We start from the raw sequence: 15,497 nt of genomic DNA on the forward strand, positions 1-15,497 counted from the left end.
TTCACCTTTCAGTTGGGAACGAAGGTCAGGTCCTCGGGATGCGGCTCGCGCAGCATCGTCCAGTAATCGACGAGACGCCAGGGGCACGGCACGATCGCACGGCCCGCGCTGTTGCGGTAGTACCCGTTGACCTCGGCTCCAGGATGCACCCATACGGTCTTGTCGAGCGCCTCGTCGACGCGACGGTTGTAGTCGTCGAGCGCCTGGGGGGTGACCTCCATCGTGGCGAGGTCGTTCTCGAGTAGGTACCGCAGGCACTCGATCAGATAGTGGACCTGTTCCTCGCCGGTGATGTTGTGTCCCGCACCGTGGTTCGGCGCCGAGTTCGGTCCCGCCGAGACGAAGAGGTTCGGGAAGCCGGGGACCTGCATGCCGAGGTAGGCACGCGGGTCCTCGCCACCCCTCCACACGTCGGCCAGTACCTGACCGTCGCGGCCGGTGATGTCGATGGTAGTGGTGAACTCCAGCCGGAATCCGGTGGCCAGGATGATCACGTCGGCCGGGATGAACTCACCGTCGGTGGTGTGCACGCCGTCCGCGGTGACTTCGAGAAACGAGGCACGATGCAAGGTCACATGGTCACGATTCAACGCCTTGAAGAATCCGGGATCCTTGACGATCCGCTTGGCGTACGGCCGGAAATCGGGGGTGAGTTTCTCGATCAGGTCGGGCCGATCGGGGAAGCTCTGTTGCAGGTACTCCTGCGCGGTGCGCATGACCATATCGTTGGCCGGAGAGGCGGACAGATGCGTCGCAGCCCATTCGTCGTCGATGCGCGGCAGCGGGTAGAGGTTGTCCGAGGCGAACCAGTAGGTGCGCAGCCGGAACCACCGGTCGTAGAAGGGCAGATTGGCCATCGCCCACTTCTCGCCTTCAGGTACGTCGCCGCCCACCGTCTTCTCCGGCACCAGCCAGTGCGGGCTACGCACGACCACGTCGAGGGCTTCCACCTCGTCGACAATGCTCGCCACGACCTGCACCGAGGTGCACCCGGTGCCGAGTACCACGACACGCTTACCGCGCAACTCGAGGCTCGTATCCCATTCCGCGGTGTGCACGACCCGCCCCGCGAAGGTGTCCATACCTGGCACGTCGGGGATATTGGCCGCGTTGAGGAAGCCCAGCGCGGTGACCACGGCGCGAGCCCGGTGCCGGGAGACGGAACCACTGCGGTCCTCGGTCACCACTTCCCAGCGCTTCTCGTGCTCCAGCCAGGTCGCCGAACGCACCGACGTGCCGAACCGGATGTGCTCGCGCAGGCGGTACTTCTCGACGACACCGCACAGATAGTCCTGGTATTCCGGACCGGTCGGGTAGTAACGAGACCACTCCGGATTCAGCTCGAAGGAGTAGGAGTAGTAGTGGCTGGGGGTGTCCACCGCGGCGCCAGGGTAGGTATTGCGGTGCCAGGTGCCTCCTATGTCGTCCCGTTCTTCGAAGACCGTGTACGGAAAGTCTGCTTCGCTCAGCTTGATCGCGGCATTGATACCGACCATCCCGGCGCCGATGACAATGACCTCGAAGTCGGCGGGCGGGGTCTTCGTCACGGGAACGTGCCTCTGGTCACCGACGAAGCCGGACTGTTCCAGAAGCAGCGGGATGAACTCCGCGTCCACGTGCTGGGTGGTGCAGATCGTCGCCATACGGCGGAACAGGTCGTCGTCGGGGACCTGGAGCTTCGCTACGGAGTCCGTTGTCAGCAGTTTCCGAGCCCTGGCTCGGATATCTGCGGAAACGTCGTCGGGGTAGGCACCGGGCGCCGCCGTGGGGCGAACGCCGGTGCGGTAGTGATTTCCGGGCTCCTCGATCGTCAGCCTGGCGCCGAACTCGTCGAGCAGCCCGGTGTCGCCGGTCACGTGGATCAACGTCATCAGCAGCGGCGCTGGTTCGCATTCAGCGATGGCCTGATGCAGTGCGGTTTCGGGCCGGGCGGGGGCGCCGGCATCGACGGTGTCGGTCATGAGCTGCCTTCCGGGAGAGGAACGCCCATACGGGCGAGCATGTCGCGGGGATCCGCGGGTGGACTGAGGGTGCTCCGATGCGGTGCACATCGCATCGTCGGAGAAGACCCTGAAGTCACCGCCGGCGACCTGTTCGATCATGTACTCAGCGGCCGCGAGCGGGTCTAAGCCTTCCTGCACGTTGTCCGCTGCATCGCCTCGAAGACCGCATCGGCGGTCGCGTGTGTGGTGGGGCCGCGCTCGACGGTGATGCGGGTGGGCCGCTCGTCCATCCGGAAGTGCAGGGCGTCGGCTTCCGGGCCGAAACCCGGTGCGAATCCCAGGACTTCGAACCCGAGTCCTCGCCATAGATACTCGCCGTCTTCATCACGGTCTCGGCGAATTCCCGCGGATGCGCCTCGAAGCCGTCGTACTTCTTGCGCTGTAGCAGCGGGATGAGCCCGGGCCGCTTCAGCTGCTTGGCCATACCATCGGAGAGTCGGCCGAGCGACTCCGATTCCTCTGTACCTGCACGGAGTTCATCGGCGACGGCGACGACATTGTCGAGAACGGTATAGGACATCGGGACTCCTGCTGTCGGAAAGTGAAAGGGAAGGCAGCGCTCACGACTCGGCGGGAGCGGCCTGCCCCTGCGCAACCAAGTTGGGAGCGAACGCACTGCGCCCCGCGGCCAGGTTCGCGTCCACCTCGGTCTGCCAGTTCTGCAGGGCGCGCTCGGTGTCGATCTCGAACTCGAACCGATTGGTCATTTCCGGCTTGATGTCCTCAACATTGACGTAGAACTGCTCGTACCAGCGACGGAGCTGATAGACCGGCCCATCCTCCTCGCACAGCAGCGGGTTATCGATGCGTGCCTTGTTCTTCCAGATCTCGACATCCTGCTCGAAGCCGAGAGCGATGCCGTGACCGACGGCGAGGGCCATCTGGTTGGCGGTTTCGTCATCCATTCCGGCCGGCTTCTCGACCATCACGCCGTACTGCAGCCGGAACGACGTGGAGGTCACCGGGTAGTGACAGTTGATCAGGTAGATGTTCGGTAGCTCGCGGTCGGCGACCTGCGCGGTCCAGAGCTTGTCGACCATGTAGGACGGCCCGTAGTAACTTGCGTCCGAGCGGCTCTCGAGGGAGGCATCGGTGTTCTGGCTGACCCCGACTGCGTCCTTTCGCGGCCGGGATCGCATGATCTGGGTAGCGGTGTGCCCCTCGAAGACATTGCGGAAGTAGGTCGGCATGCCGTAGTGCACGTAGAAGAAGTGCGCCATGTCCACGACATTGTCGACGATCTCGCGGCAGTGTGAACCTTCGACCAGAATCGAGTTCCACACCCAGTCGGTCCAGCCCGGATCACCGTAGGTGGGGATCTCCGGGATGGCGAGCTCGGCCGGGGGCTTCCGTCCCTGGGGGTCGTTCCAGACGAAGACCTGGCCATTGACCTGCATCGTCGGCCACGTCTTCGTCCGGGCCAAGGGCGGGACACGGCGGGCGTACGGAATCTCGGCGCATTTGCCGTCGCCCCGCCAGCGCCAGTCGTGGAACGGGCAGGCGATGGTGTCGCCCTTCACGGTGCCCCGGGCCAGATTGCCGCCCATGTGCGGACAAAAGGCGTTGAGGACATTGATCATCCCGTCCTGACCGGCGAACACCACGAGTTCGGTACCGAAGGCCGAGATCTGGTGCGGCCCGCCTTCTGCGAAATCCCGCGCCAGGCCGAGGCAGTGCCAGCCGCGCGCGAATCGCTCCGGGGGCGCACCGGTATCGATGACCCGGATCTGGTCGCCGTCTGCGGGGGTGGAAATCACGATTCCTCCTGGTCGGATGGGTATATTTCGCTGTATTACGCACAGAGTCGCAATCACCGGAGCGGAGTGACGCGTGTCTTCTGCTCAGTGGAACACCGAACCGGCTCGATCTGCCGGTCGGGACTCGATCGTGATCTCGTCGCTCACCGGTTCCGCCTGGCCGCCGAGCGAATGCCGAGGCGGCCGTTCGATCTGCTGCACGGTGGCACAGCGCAGAGCGCGTGGAAGCGATCCGTGACCGCTGAGTGGAATCGCCGATATCGGCGATTCCACACCGACGCCGCTGGCTCGGCAACATCGCAGGAATGCCGCCGAGCCGGTTCGCATCAGAACTCGTGCAGAACTTCGCGGAGCGTGGTTCCGGCGTACTCGGTGCGGACCACGTCCGCCTTCTGGAGTGCCGGAACGAGCTCGTCGACAAGGACGTCCACGTAGGGCGTCAGTCCTGCCCCCTCGATCAGAAAGCCGTCCCCACCGACCTCGTCCATGATCGCGATGAGCCGCTCGGCGATCTGCGCCGGAGTTCCGGCGAGGCCGTACTGGTCACCGCCCATACCGGAGTACATAGCCTCGCGGAGGGTCATTCCTTGTCTTCCGAGTTCCTTGAAGACGTCGATGATGCTGGTGTGTCCGCCGCCTTCGAGGTCCTCGGGGACAGGCGTATCGAGATCGAGTTTCGAAAAGTCGACATCGGTGGTCGATGAGAGCATCACCATTCCGTATTCCAACTGGGCCTGCTGAGCCTGCTCACTCGGCGCCTCGGGCTCCCCGCCCGAGGTGAATGCGAAGAGCGGGGTCAGGAAGAACACCCTGATGTCGTCCGGATTCCGGCCGAAGGACTGCGCGCGACCCCGGATGTCCTCTCGCAATGCCTTCATACCGGCGATACCGCCGGCCATCGGCGCGACGACGACCTCGGCGTTCTTGGCGGCGAAATCACGACCGCGCGACGAGGCTCCGGCCTGCGCGATGACAGGTCGTCCCTGCGGAGACCGCAGAGTGTTCAGCGGTCCACGCGACCGGTAGTACTCACCGTTGAAATCGACGGTGTGCACTTTGGTGTGATCGACATAGACACCTGTTTCCGTGTCCTCGACCAGCGCGCCCTCTTCCCACGAGTCCCACAGCTGCCTGACCAGCTCCACATACTCCTCGGCGCGTGCGTAACGCTCTGCATGCGGCGGAAGTTGATCCATTCCGAAGTTCTGGGCGGCCGTCGTCTCACTCGAGGTGACGAGGTTCCAGCCCACCCGGCCACGAGTGAGGGAGTCCAGAGTCGAGTACAGTCGCGCCAGCAGGAACGGGGGGTAGAACGAGGTCGATGCCGTGGCGATCAGCCCGATGTTCGAGGTGCCCTGAGCGATCATGGGCAGCAGCGGGAGTGGGTCGTGCTTGGGTGCGTAGACGGCATGTTTGAGGTCGAGTTCCATCGACCCGCCGTACTTGTCGGAGATGGTCACACTGTCTTCGAAGAGGAGGAAGTCGAGTTTCGCGCGCTCGAGCTTTTTCGCCAGCTCGACGTGGAATGCGCCATCCGCCCAGGTCGACCCGAACTGGCCGGTTCCGGGCCATGCCGTCGCGCCGAACTTCGTGAAGTAGGCAAGATGAAACTTCTGGTGGGTCATCTGTATCCGCATTCGTCAAGGGAATGTAGCTGGGTGTCCGACCGGGGCCGGCACGAGACGAGAAGGCCGGGTGGTGTCACCCCCCGGGCTCGTCCGCGTCATCGAGTTCCGGAACCGGTGACTAGTGGCTCGAGGAGTCCGCATGGCATGCGCCGGCATGCGGACTCGGAAGATCGAGAGAGGGATTTCGATCGAAGAACCCGACCGGCTTCAACATGAAGCCGGTGTATTCGACCGGCATGATCGGCCAGTCCTCTGGACGGGTGATGTGGGTCGTCCCGAACGTATGCCACACGACGATGTCCTCGCCGTCGAGCGGGCGATCAGCAGCCTGATAGACCGGCAGCCCGGGGCTGCCCGCGCTCTGATTCGGCAGATCCCCGGCGGCGTAGCGTTCGGCAGCGTCATACTGCGTTACCCACAGGTGCTTTGTCGCGAACGCGGCACGCTGGGCGATCGCCGACTCGGGATCGGCCAGAAGTGTCTGCGAGGCCTGCGGAATGAGTTTGTATGCCGTTGGCGCTCCAAGCGCGTTCCGCTTCTTCGGATTGCTGATCTTCCAGATCCGGGAGCGCGACGGGTCGGCGTTCCGCGTGGCGATGCTCTCGCGGTCGATCGTGGTACTGACCGTCCGGAATGCGTTACCGAACTGATTATCGGGCCCGATCGGGTCGGATACGACATCGACCTCGGCGACACTGTTGTGGTCTCCATCGATCGCCATGTCCAGCCGGGCGCAGAACAGGTGCTGGTGGAACGGGGCCGCGAGCCCGGCCGCGACCAGGCTTGTGTGCGGATTGACCGCATCGTTGAGCTGCGCGCTCGCGAAAACTATCCCGGTCAGCTTGGCCTCGAACTCGATGGTTCCATCCTGGTAGAAGTACCAGAAGTAGCCGTAGTCGTAATTGCCGATCGCCGCGAAGAAGGACACCACCAGGCGTCGCGACCGTCGGGTCTCGGCGATCCCGGACATGGGATCGTTGTGCTTCCACAACACTCCGTAGTCTTCTTCGTGCATGCAGACGACGTTCTCCACGGTGTAGGCGTTCGCGTCGTCGTCGTGCAGGACGGCGTCGAAGTACTGGATTTCCCCGAGACAATCACAGCCGAGAGCGAGTGACGTCGCCATCCGGCCCAGGTTCCATTCGCCGACATCGAAGTAGTTGAGCCAGTACCGGGTCGGATCCGGATCACCGTAGGGCACCACCATCTCCGAGATCGATGCCCGATGCACCAACGGTCGCAGAACGCCGTTGTCCCGGTATCCGATCTGGTGGAGCACGAGCGCTTCTCGGATGTCGAATCCGACTCGGAACTCCCAGTTCTGCCACTTCACAAATCGGCCCTCGACCGTGAAGCTCGGCCCCTCGGGCTGAATGATCTCGAGCGGTTTGATGTCCGTGCGGGTGCGACCGTTGTCACCGCTCGTGTAATCGCCCGAGTACGGCGGTAGCGGCGCTCCCCGATGGTCGAGGAGCTCGACCACCCGGCCGTTGGTCACATCGACGGTGACCGTGAGACCGCTGACCGGGCGCGCCCAATGGTTGTCGGTTTCCTTGTCACGATAGAAAGTCTGCGCCTTGTAGATCCGCTTGCCCTGCTCTTCGGCCAACCCGAAGTAGCCAGGGGTCATCGACAGGACATAGCACTTCGACGGGTCGTCGATGCCGCGTTCGGCGATAGCCCGTTGCCAGCCCTCATCAGCGCGGACGATTTCCACGACCGCGGGAAAATCAGAGAGCAGAAACCCGGTCTGCGCATAGGGTTCGACCGTCGTGTCGATCGTCTCCCACGAGTCGACCGCGCTGCGGGTCACCGACACCACACCGCGCTTGATAACACTCGCCTTCACATCGGCGAGTACCACCGCGATACGCCGGTCCACTGGATCGCCGGGCACGAACGCGTTCAGCGTCGCCTTGTTGGGCTCCTGCAGCTGGATCGTCGCGAACTTGCAGTTCTCGGTCAAATGACCCGCAGCTACGAGGATTTCCCGCGCCCGTGCCATCTCGTCCTCGGTGATCGGATCGAGAGGATGCAGACTCGCCGGCTTCTCCGCCGACGATTGCTGCAGGGTCTCGTGTGATGACATACCGCACCTCATGTGAGTCGGAAAACAGGATGGTTCGCGCATATTTTTCGGGCGCGGAGACCCGAACGCGTCGACAGGAATCGCCTGAGCGTGACCGGGGCTGGGACCCCGGACCCTCTACGAGTCGAGCGGTTCACACTCGTACAATCGTCCGAGTCTGTGGCCGAGTGTACGACACCCTCTCGGCATCGTCAACGCTGCAATGCGCTGCATCTCGGCGCCACGTTATCGAAACCGCGCCGAAACTGATACGCCCTGAGTCGAGCAAAGAAGTATATCCGTTCGCCGTTCAACAACGACCTTTTCGCCGCGCGAAAAGGACCATTTCCTCCGGACGTCGATTGCGCTACCGGAAGAAGGGAGAGGCGAGGGCATCGCGCATCTCCGGCGTGAGCAGGCTCTTGTAGGTCAGCTGCTTGCTGGTGGCCAGGCCGATGGAGCGATGGAGCTCACCGAGCATCTCGGCAGTCTTGATGCCGACAGAAAGACTGTCGAGAACGGGCACCTCGGTGCCAGTGACCTTGTTGTAGTCGCCGAGCGTCAGGCTGCCAAGAAGCGCACATCCCGTCACGATTATCTCGGCGCCGTCGTCGATGCACTCCTGCGCACTCTTCTCGAAGTGCGGAAGCACACTGGCACGGACGAATTCGAATTCGTCGAACCAACGTGCACCCTGGCGTACGATCTCCTGAAACTCGTCGCCCGGCGGAATGCGAACAGGCCGCCGCGAGATCGCTCGGTTCTCGAGTCCGTAGTTGCGCAGATTTCGTTCGACCAGGGGAATGCACTTCTCTTCGACGCCGATGACCGCGAATCGGGCGCCGAGTTGGCAGGCGAGATGCATTGTCGCCTCAGTCATACCGACGACCGGGACCGATACGCTTTCACGCGCCTCCCGGATGGCTGGATCGTTTCCACACCGGACGAACGCAACATCGGCACCACCCTGCTCGACGCCCTCGATTATTCCCCGGACGATCTCGCTGTTGTTCAGTAACTCCAGGTAGCTGTGCGACGTATAGTAGCTGGAACGAGGCACGAATTCGACATCGACGACCGTATCCGGGCGGAGCACCTTGTCGTAAACACGAGCCACACCGGCGTTGATCCGCTTGTAGCCATCCTCGCCATCGGTGTCGAAACCGGGCATCCGAGGCGTGAAGATACTCTGCGCATGGATCTTGATACTCATCTTGCGTGTCTTCCTTCCGAAATCCGGCCGGGGAGAGATCGCTCGGCTTTCGGCCGACCCGATTGCCATGTCCGCGAGCGTGCCCTGTCCGGGCATGCTCGGGACAGGCGCCTCCCACACAGCGGAACGACATATGACATGGTCAACATCCGAAGCAGCGAATGCGGGAACGCGTCCTCGCCCGATACTGCGAGTGGACCTGTCGGTGGTATCGCCATCGAAGTTGCCGCGGGCCGAGTCCGGCGCTCCGGTCCGATTCTCGGGCTTCCGCGGCTCATACCAGCAGCATGTAGAACATCCCGAGGTCCATGATCAGGTGCGGAAGCACCGAAACCGGAGGCCCTTGCCCCTGGCGCGGCCTCACCTCGTGCGGCAACCACAGAAGCGCCTTGCCGCAGAACGCGGACAACACCACCACCAGCGCATCCGCGAGGAAGAACACCGCGAACACCGGCGCCGACCACCCGTGATGGACCACGCCGTGCCCGGCGCCGGAATGTCCGGACATCGTCGACAGCATGGCACCGACCGCAGCCAGGTGGTGGCCGATCGCCGCCACCCGGCGAACTGCTTCCGGCCGCGTTGATCGGTCCCAACCCAGAAGCCTCTCGCCCAGCAACAACGTAAGAACCACAGCCATCGAGAGCAGTACCCCTCGCACAGCATCGACATTCAGCGCGGAGGGCGCGAGCAGCATCGCCGCCATCACCGCGCACATCAGCAGATGCGCTGCGTCGGATGCCTGGTCGCCGTCGCAGGCAGCGGCACCCGTAGCCCCGCAACCGCCGCCTCCCACCGCCGAGGGTCGCGCCTCGGGCATAACCCGAGCCAGCAGCACCAGCGCCGCGACGCCGAATGCCAGCGATGCCAGGACTCGTGCCCCTACATGATCCATTGCTGATCCCACCCTGACAGCCAGGGAAGTCGGACGACACCGGAGCGAACCTGCGGCAAACCCGGCACACGACGACGGCGAAAGTAGCCCGCCGCGTGCGCGTCCTGGATCCAGGACGATTTTCCGGTGTGGGCCAGCAATCCTGTCGAGAACGAGGGCTGATACGCGCCTACGACACCAATGACAACATGCTCAGGTGCAGCGGAAGGGTTCGTGCGATGCGGGTCTGCGAAACCCGCGGCCGGCATCGTGAACTGTGTGCCGATAAGGGCCATCCCTGCTCCTCACTGTTCGGCGGGACGCACGCGAGGACCGTATCGACGGTCACCACCGACGGGCTGCCCCTGCTTCCACTGGGTGGGACCACCGGCAGCCAGGGCACTTCCGCGCTGGCGTTCAGATCGACAGCACTCGAGGTTCAACTCGGTCGGACACCGCTCGACCACGGCAAGAGACCAGGATAGTTTTCGTCACGTGACACGCAATCCGGGCCAGTTCGACGTTGCGAATGTAATCACCACATAAACCTTAGAACGCGGCGTTGACGCTCGCCGGTCCTCCGACGTATGGTCGACAGCATACTCGGACGGCCGTCCGAGTATGAGAACCAGCAACTCCCGCGGCAGCAGCCGACACCCTGTTCGCGGGGATACTACCCGGGTGAGGCTCCAAGGCCTGGCTCGTCACGATTCGAGCGGCGTCGCGACTGCCCGGCCCGGCATCACTATCGCGATGGCGCACGTGCGACGGGGCCCGAGGAAACCTGTTCCCATTACCTCGACCCGGATCGACATGAAGTCGCGAGGCAGACGCGGGCTTCGGTGGCTACATATCGTCGGCATTGCCGTAGCGGTTCCTACAGGAGAAGGCGGATAACATTGTCTCGTAAGACGTTTCACCTCGGCTACTTCACGAAGTTCGGGGTTCCGTCGTGGTCGAGCAACCCAGACCTCGATTCGGCGACCAACTGGGCGAACGGCTCGTTCCACATCGATCTCGCCAAGAGACTTGAACGGGCGAAGTTCGACTTCGTATTCTTCGAGGACTCGGTGACCGTCGCCGAGAAGTACGGCAACTCCACAGAGTTGGACCTCAAGCATGCCGTCTACGCGCCGAAGCACGACCCGCTGCCCCTGCTTCCACTAATGGCACACGAGACATCCGATATCGGCTTCATTGCGACAGCTTCGACGAGCTTCTACCCCCCCTTCCTGCTCGCCCGGTTGTACTCGACGATCGATTCACTGTCCGAAGGCCGCGTCGGCTGGAACATCGTCACGTCGAGTGAGACCGCAGCAGCATGCAACTTCGGAATGGACGAGCTCCCGCCACACGGTGAGCGTTACGCGCGGGCCGAGGAGTTCGTCGACGTCACGAAGGCGCTCTGGGATTCCTGGGAGGACGGCTCGCTGGTCGCCGATCTCGAGACCGGTGTTTATGTCGATCACACGAAGGTCCACACCGTCGACTACGAAGGCCGGTACTACCGCTCGAAGGGTCCACTGAACACCTTGCGCTCCCCTCAGGGCCGACCGGTGCTCGCGCAAGCCGGAGCGAGCGACCGAGGCCGTGACTTCGCCGCGAAGAACGCGGAAGTCATCGTCGGGTTGTCCACCGGCGGCGTCGAGGACATGAAGGAATTCCGCAAGGACATTCGTGCCCGCGCGAAGGCGTTCGGCCGCGATCCGGATGATTGCAAGATCTTCTACCTCGCTCAGTTGTATATCACCGAGGAAGAGCGGGAAATCAGCGAGAAGGAACGCGATGCCCTGCTCGAGTACGTTTTGGTCATGATGTCCTCCTCACTGAATATCGACTTCTCTCAATTCGATCTCGATGCACCGCTGGACCAGAACGTGGAGGCCGGCGGACATACAAGTGCGCTCGACGCCCTCAAAGAGGCCGGCAGCGCGGGGATGACACTGCGGGAGACGATTCTCGCGGGCTACGGGCAGAGCGCAGTAGGGCTCAGCGGGAGTCCCGAAGAGATTGCCGACCGCATGGTCGAGATCATGGACGAAGTCGGCGGCGACGGATTCCTGATCGAGGGCAACGGCTTCACCCCCCATCTGCCTGCGCTGACCGACCGCATCGTTCCGAGGTTGCAGCAGGCGGGCGCTGTGCGCACCGAGTACAAGGGCAACACTCTACGAGAACTACTGCACGAATTCTGAGCTCTCACTCCTCGCGCCCGAGACACATCAAAGTCACCGAAAGGCACGTCCATGATCGTCACCGTCGTGGCCGGAAACCCGAAGGCGGAATCCCGCACACTGGACGCCGCGAAGGCCCTCGCAGCCGCCCTGACCCCAGACCACACCCACGTGCGCTCGGAAACCATCGACGTCATCACGCTGGGAGCCGGCCTGCTGGGGTGGGGCGACACGGCTGTCGCCGAAGCGGTCGCCACCGTGGCCGGTTCAGACCTCGTCATCGTCGCCAGCCCGACCTTCAAGGCGACCTACACAGGGGTAACGAAGCTGTTCTTGGATCAGTTCGCCGGCGACACCGGCCTGAAGGACGTCGTGGCGGTGCCGCTGATGCTGGGGGCCGGTCCCGCGCATGCAATGGCTCCGGAGCTACTGCTCAAGCCGGTTCTGGTCGAACTGGGCGCGGTCACCCCCGCCCCCGGGCTCTATCTCATGGATTCGTCGTACAAGACGGACTCGCGAATCGATGACTATGTCGGGCGCTGGGGCAAAGCCATCAGGGCTTCACTTCGATCGAGGCCCAGTGCACCCTGACGACACTCGCCACTGTTCGGTGTCGAAACCGAGCCGAGAACTGCTCTCCTCGACAGCCCGCACAAGACGTTGATCCGCAGAATCGACCACTCCGTACGGGACCGATGCCCTGATACGGTCCACTGCAAAAGAAGGACCTCCATGACTGCCCCGACAACGACGTTCGAGCATTCACGTCACTCGTTCTACATCAACGGCGGTTGGCGGCGCGCCGCCAACACACAACCACACCAGCTGTACGAGGCGGCGACCGGTGAACCGCTCGGTGATGTCCCCATGGGCTCGGAAGCCGACATCGATGCCGCGATCGATGCCGCGCGCAGAGCCTTTGACGACGGAGCCTGGAGTAGTTCGGCCGACATTCGGGTGGCCGCCCTGCGCCGGTTCGCGGACGAGTTGCAGGCGCGGCGGGATACGACGGCCGAGCTGGTCAGCCGAGAGAACGGTATGCCGTCGATGATGTCGGCGATGTCGAACACCGACCTCCCGGTTATGCTGCTCAACCAATACGCAGGACTCCTCGAGCAACGACCTCGGGAGGAGTTGCGTCAGAGCATGCTGGGTGCGACTATTGTGCGCCAAGCGCCGTACGGAGTGGTGGCGGCCATCGTGCCCTGGAACTTTCCCCAGTTCATGGCGATGGCAAAGATCGCTCCGGCCCTCGCTGCAGGCAACACCGTCATAGTCAAGCCTTCGCCGGAAACATCGCTCGACTCGTACATCCTCGCGGAAGCTGCCGAGGCGGCGGGCATTCCGCCGGGCGTCCTGAACATCGTGCCGGCTGGTCGGGAAGCGGGCGCTTATCTCGTAGCCCATCCGGAGGTCGACAAGGTGTCGTTCACCGGCAGCACCGTCGCGGGCCGGGCAATCGGTGAAGCGTGCGGCCGCCTCGTGCGGCCGGTCACACTCGAACTCGGCGGCAAGTCCGCAGCGATCATCCTCGACGATGCCGACCTCGACGCCTACACCGCCAATCTGGTGCAAACCTCCTTCGTGAACAATGGTCAGACCTGTGTGACGCACTCCCGGATCCTGGCACCGGTGAGCCGCTATCGAGAAGTCCTGGATGCTGTTGTCGGCGCCGCGGAATCCTTGAAGGTGGGAAATCCCCTCGACCCGACGGTGATGTGCGGTCCGATGGCGACCAGTACGCATCGCGATCGCGTGCTGGGATACATCGAGCGCGGCGCGGCCGACGGAGCGAAGATTGCGACCGGCGGGGGTATTCCGCAGGATCAGCCCGACGGATGGTTCGTCGCCCCCACCGTCTTCTCCGACGTCGACAACGCGAGCGCCCTCGCGCAGGAAGAAGTATTCGGACCGGTTATTGCCGTCATCCCCTTCGAGACCGAAGAAGATGCTATTCGGATGGCGAACGAGAGCATCTATGGACTCGCCGGATCGGTCTGGACATCCGACGAAGCGCGCGGAATCGATATCGCCAGAAGAATTCGTACCGGAACCATCGGGGTCAACTACTACCAGATGGATCTGAACGCGCCCTTCGGGGGATTCAAAGCGAGCGGAATCGGACGGGAATTCGGACCGGAAGGGCTGGACGCCTACACCCAGTACCAGGCCATCTACGTCAGTGCTGATCAGCTCAGCTCCTGACAGTCATGCCGAGCAGCACGATCCCGTTAACACGGAGTATTCGGCGACCGGTGAACGAACCGGAACTCGCGGCCACAACCGCTCGGTAGCAGAGATATCGTCATCCTCGACAAGGTGGGTGGCCGGCGCGCGTCGCGTCTCCTCACTCGGATCGGCGGCAGGTTGCTGGCACCTCGGTCGGCCCTCGGACAGGCGCTGCTGGCGGCCGGCGGCCGCACCGCCCCTGACGATGAGCGGGTTCGCGAACTCGGGTATGCCATCGAGCGCAATGGAGCGCTTCCTGGACTCGGATGTATAGCTGCGCCGATCGGGCCAGGCGGCGAAACCACGACAGCGGTGTCGATCAGTGCGCCGATGAGCACAATGACCTTCGATGCCGGGACGACCGCGCTGGTGAAGCTGGCCGCGCACGCCATCTGGCGCAGCATGTCCCTCGGCGTGCGGGTGATCCCGACGCTGCAGCGACGCAACATATTGCGTTCGCTACCCACCGCTCGGAGCGTTCTCGCCGACGGCTGACGACGCACTCGCGTTGTCGGCCGCGGCCGCCCCGCGCGGGCCGAGTCGGCACGATGCGATCAGATTGCTGGCTAGGATATTGATTCTCCCGCGAAGCGCTCCCACCGGCTGTCCGGCCAGAATTTGGAGTATGAGTCCGTCCGAGATCGCAGCGATCAGGACGGCCAAATAGGCGTAGTCGATATCTTCGACCCCGTAGGATTCGAGGAAATTCTCTATTTTGGAATTGATCCTCCGGTACTCGCGCGACCTCTTTTCCGGACCGGGTACTCGCACGGCCCATAGAAGTAATTCGTACTGCGCTCTCTGCGCGTCCTCGACACCGGTCCCTTCGGTCAGCTCTCTCTCCACACTGGGATCAATTCCTTCAATGAGGGATAAGATCAGCAGGGATACCGCTTCTTCGAGCTCCGCGGGACCAGACTTCTCCACGGAATCAATCAGCGCAAGCATCAGGCGGCACGCCCGCTCCCAGGCGTCCTCGAAGAGAGACTGTTTGCTCGGGTAGACATGATTCAAATTCGACAGCGGAACGTCGGCTTCCTTTGCGATACGTCGCAACGTGGCGGCTCCGATCCCTTCACGACTGATCACTCGTAATGCTGCATCAGAGGTAAGCATCCGTCGCACAGGCTCACGCACATATCGCATCTATCCCGCTCCAAACCCGTTGTCGATTCTCGTCCGGCGGTTCGAACGGCCATCCGGCCGAAACACCGACTCGATCGTATCGCCGTAGAATGCCCCCATCGAACTCAGCTGCTGAGATCCTCTCCCCTATAGAGCCGAGCCTCACTGCCCGAGGCGAGACCCGAATGATGGCAGCGACCGCGGACGGGGCTTGTATACACTCCCACGAGGCCGTCGCGGCAGCCGACTGCACCGTCGGCGCGCATATGCGCCGCTCGACACAAGCGCACCGGGAGATACCCCGGAATGCCGGAGCGGGGGGGGGGGGGGGGGGGGGGGGGGGGGGGACACTCCCTGTATCACAAATAGAGAAGGTCGCGACTGGCTATTATACACGTCTCCGAGCCGCCGCGAGGAAAGTGTATA

At 63.2% G+C, this 15,497-nt stretch carries 13 protein-coding genes and 1 pseudogene; 4 read left to right on the forward strand and 10 right to left on the reverse strand.

Translation table 11 applies throughout. From position 1 onward, the window contains the following. Positions 1–8: 8 nt before the first annotated feature. The 9 genes and pseudogenes from ACFWPH_RS33815 to ACFWPH_RS33855 form a co-directional block, all read right to left on the reverse strand. Positions 9–1,961, reverse strand: coding sequence for a flavin-containing monooxygenase (locus tag ACFWPH_RS33815; RefSeq protein WP_378756375.1), 1,953 nt, complete (start codon positions 1,959–1,961; stop codon positions 9–11). 164 nt (positions 1,962–2,125) lie between these two features. After that, a complete protein-coding gene (locus tag ACFWPH_RS33820; protein ID WP_378756393.1) occupies positions 2,126–2,344 on the reverse strand; it encodes a hypothetical protein in 219 nt (72 codons plus the stop codon). After that, positions 2,311–2,523: pseudogene (locus ACFWPH_RS33825) on the reverse strand (hydroxylase); the annotation flags it as partial. The gene ACFWPH_RS33820 and the pseudogene ACFWPH_RS33825, both read right to left, overlap by 34 nt. A 40-nt stretch (positions 2,524–2,563) precedes the next feature. Beyond that, positions 2,564–3,760 (reverse strand): Rieske 2Fe-2S domain-containing protein, encoded by a 1,197-nt coding sequence (locus tag ACFWPH_RS33830; protein WP_378756376.1) that lies wholly within the window; start codon positions 3,758–3,760, stop codon positions 2,564–2,566. A gap of 326 nt (positions 3,761–4,086) precedes the next feature. Continuing rightward, complete coding sequence (locus tag ACFWPH_RS33835) at positions 4,087–5,385, reverse strand: NtaA/DmoA family FMN-dependent monooxygenase (RefSeq protein WP_378756377.1); 1,299 nt, start codon at positions 5,383–5,385, stop codon at positions 4,087–4,089. Positions 5,386–5,506: 121 nt separating this feature from the next. Continuing rightward, a complete protein-coding gene (locus tag ACFWPH_RS33840; RefSeq protein ID WP_378756378.1) occupies positions 5,507–7,477 on the reverse strand; it encodes a primary-amine oxidase in 1,971 nt (656 codons plus the stop codon). A gap of 346 nt (positions 7,478–7,823) precedes the next feature. Beyond that, complete coding sequence (locus tag ACFWPH_RS33845) at positions 7,824–8,669, reverse strand: aspartate/glutamate racemase family protein (protein ID WP_378756379.1); 846 nt, start codon at positions 8,667–8,669, stop codon at positions 7,824–7,826. Between the two features lie 274 nt (positions 8,670–8,943). Beyond that, positions 8,944–9,489, reverse strand: coding sequence for a DUF5134 domain-containing protein (locus tag ACFWPH_RS33850; RefSeq protein ID WP_378756380.1), 546 nt, complete (start codon positions 9,487–9,489; stop codon positions 8,944–8,946). 62 nt (positions 9,490–9,551) lie between these two features. Beyond that, positions 9,552–9,839: a hypothetical protein gene (locus ACFWPH_RS33855; protein ID WP_378756381.1), complete on the reverse strand. Its 288-nt coding sequence runs from the start codon at positions 9,837–9,839 to the stop codon at positions 9,552–9,554. Between the two features lie 546 nt (positions 9,840–10,385). Here ACFWPH_RS33855 and ACFWPH_RS33860 point away from each other — a divergent pair. The 4 genes from ACFWPH_RS33860 to ACFWPH_RS33875 all read left to right on the forward strand — a co-directional run bounded on the left by ACFWPH_RS33860 (position 10,386) and on the right by ACFWPH_RS33875 (position 14,441). Then, positions 10,386–11,738: an NtaA/DmoA family FMN-dependent monooxygenase gene (locus ACFWPH_RS33860; protein WP_378756394.1), complete on the forward strand. Its 1,353-nt coding sequence runs from the start codon at positions 10,386–10,388 to the stop codon at positions 11,736–11,738. Positions 11,739–11,789: 51 nt separating this feature from the next. Next, positions 11,790–12,308: an NADPH-dependent FMN reductase gene (locus ACFWPH_RS33865; protein ID WP_378756382.1), complete on the forward strand. Its 519-nt coding sequence runs from the start codon at positions 11,790–11,792 to the stop codon at positions 12,306–12,308. 141 nt (positions 12,309–12,449) lie between these two features. After that, positions 12,450–13,922: an aldehyde dehydrogenase gene (locus ACFWPH_RS33870; RefSeq protein ID WP_378756383.1), complete on the forward strand. Its 1,473-nt coding sequence runs from the start codon at positions 12,450–12,452 to the stop codon at positions 13,920–13,922. 114 nt (positions 13,923–14,036) lie between these two features. After that, a complete protein-coding gene (locus ACFWPH_RS33875; protein ID WP_378756385.1) occupies positions 14,037–14,441 on the forward strand; it encodes an IclR family transcriptional regulator C-terminal domain-containing protein in 405 nt (134 codons plus the stop codon). On the opposite strand, the gene ACFWPH_RS33880 is transcribed toward ACFWPH_RS33875, so the two are convergent. Beyond that, on the reverse strand, positions 14,406–15,092 hold the full coding sequence (locus tag ACFWPH_RS33880) for a TetR/AcrR family transcriptional regulator (protein WP_378756386.1): 687 nt from the start codon (positions 15,090–15,092) through the stop codon (positions 14,406–14,408). The genes ACFWPH_RS33875 and ACFWPH_RS33880 overlap by 36 nt on opposite strands. Positions 15,093–15,497 lie beyond the last annotated feature (405 nt).

This window comes from Nocardia sp. NPDC058499, assembly GCF_042719915.1.
Taxonomy (GTDB): domain Bacteria; phylum Actinomycetota; class Actinomycetes; order Mycobacteriales; family Mycobacteriaceae; genus Nocardia.

Coding starts and splice junctions, on each gene's coding strand:
- ACFWPH_RS33815 (WP_378756375.1), bottom strand. CDS start 1,961: ATGACCGACACCGTCGATGCCGGCGCCCCCGCCCGGCCCGAAACCGCA.
- ACFWPH_RS33835 (WP_378756377.1), bottom strand. CDS start 5,385: ATGACCCACCAGAAGTTTCATCTTGCCTACTTCACGAAGTTCGGCGCG.
- ACFWPH_RS33840 (WP_378756378.1), bottom strand. CDS start 7,477: ATGTCATCACACGAGACCCTGCAGCAATCGTCGGCGGAGAAGCCGGCG.
- ACFWPH_RS33845 (WP_378756379.1), bottom strand. CDS start 8,669: ATGAGTATCAAGATCCATGCGCAGAGTATCTTCACGCCTCGGATGCCC.
- ACFWPH_RS33850 (WP_378756380.1), bottom strand. CDS start 9,489: ATGCCCGAGGCGCGACCCTCGGCGGTGGGAGGCGGCGGTTGCGGGGCT.
- ACFWPH_RS33855 (WP_378756381.1), bottom strand. CDS start 9,839: ATGGCCCTTATCGGCACACAGTTCACGATGCCGGCCGCGGGTTTCGCA.
- ACFWPH_RS33865 (WP_378756382.1), top strand. CDS start 11,790: ATGATCGTCACCGTCGTGGCCGGAAACCCGAAGGCGGAATCCCGCACA.
- ACFWPH_RS33870 (WP_378756383.1), top strand. CDS start 12,450: ATGACTGCCCCGACAACGACGTTCGAGCATTCACGTCACTCGTTCTAC.
- ACFWPH_RS33880 (WP_378756386.1), bottom strand. CDS start 15,092: ATGCGATATGTGCGTGAGCCTGTGCGACGGATGCTTACCTCTGATGCA.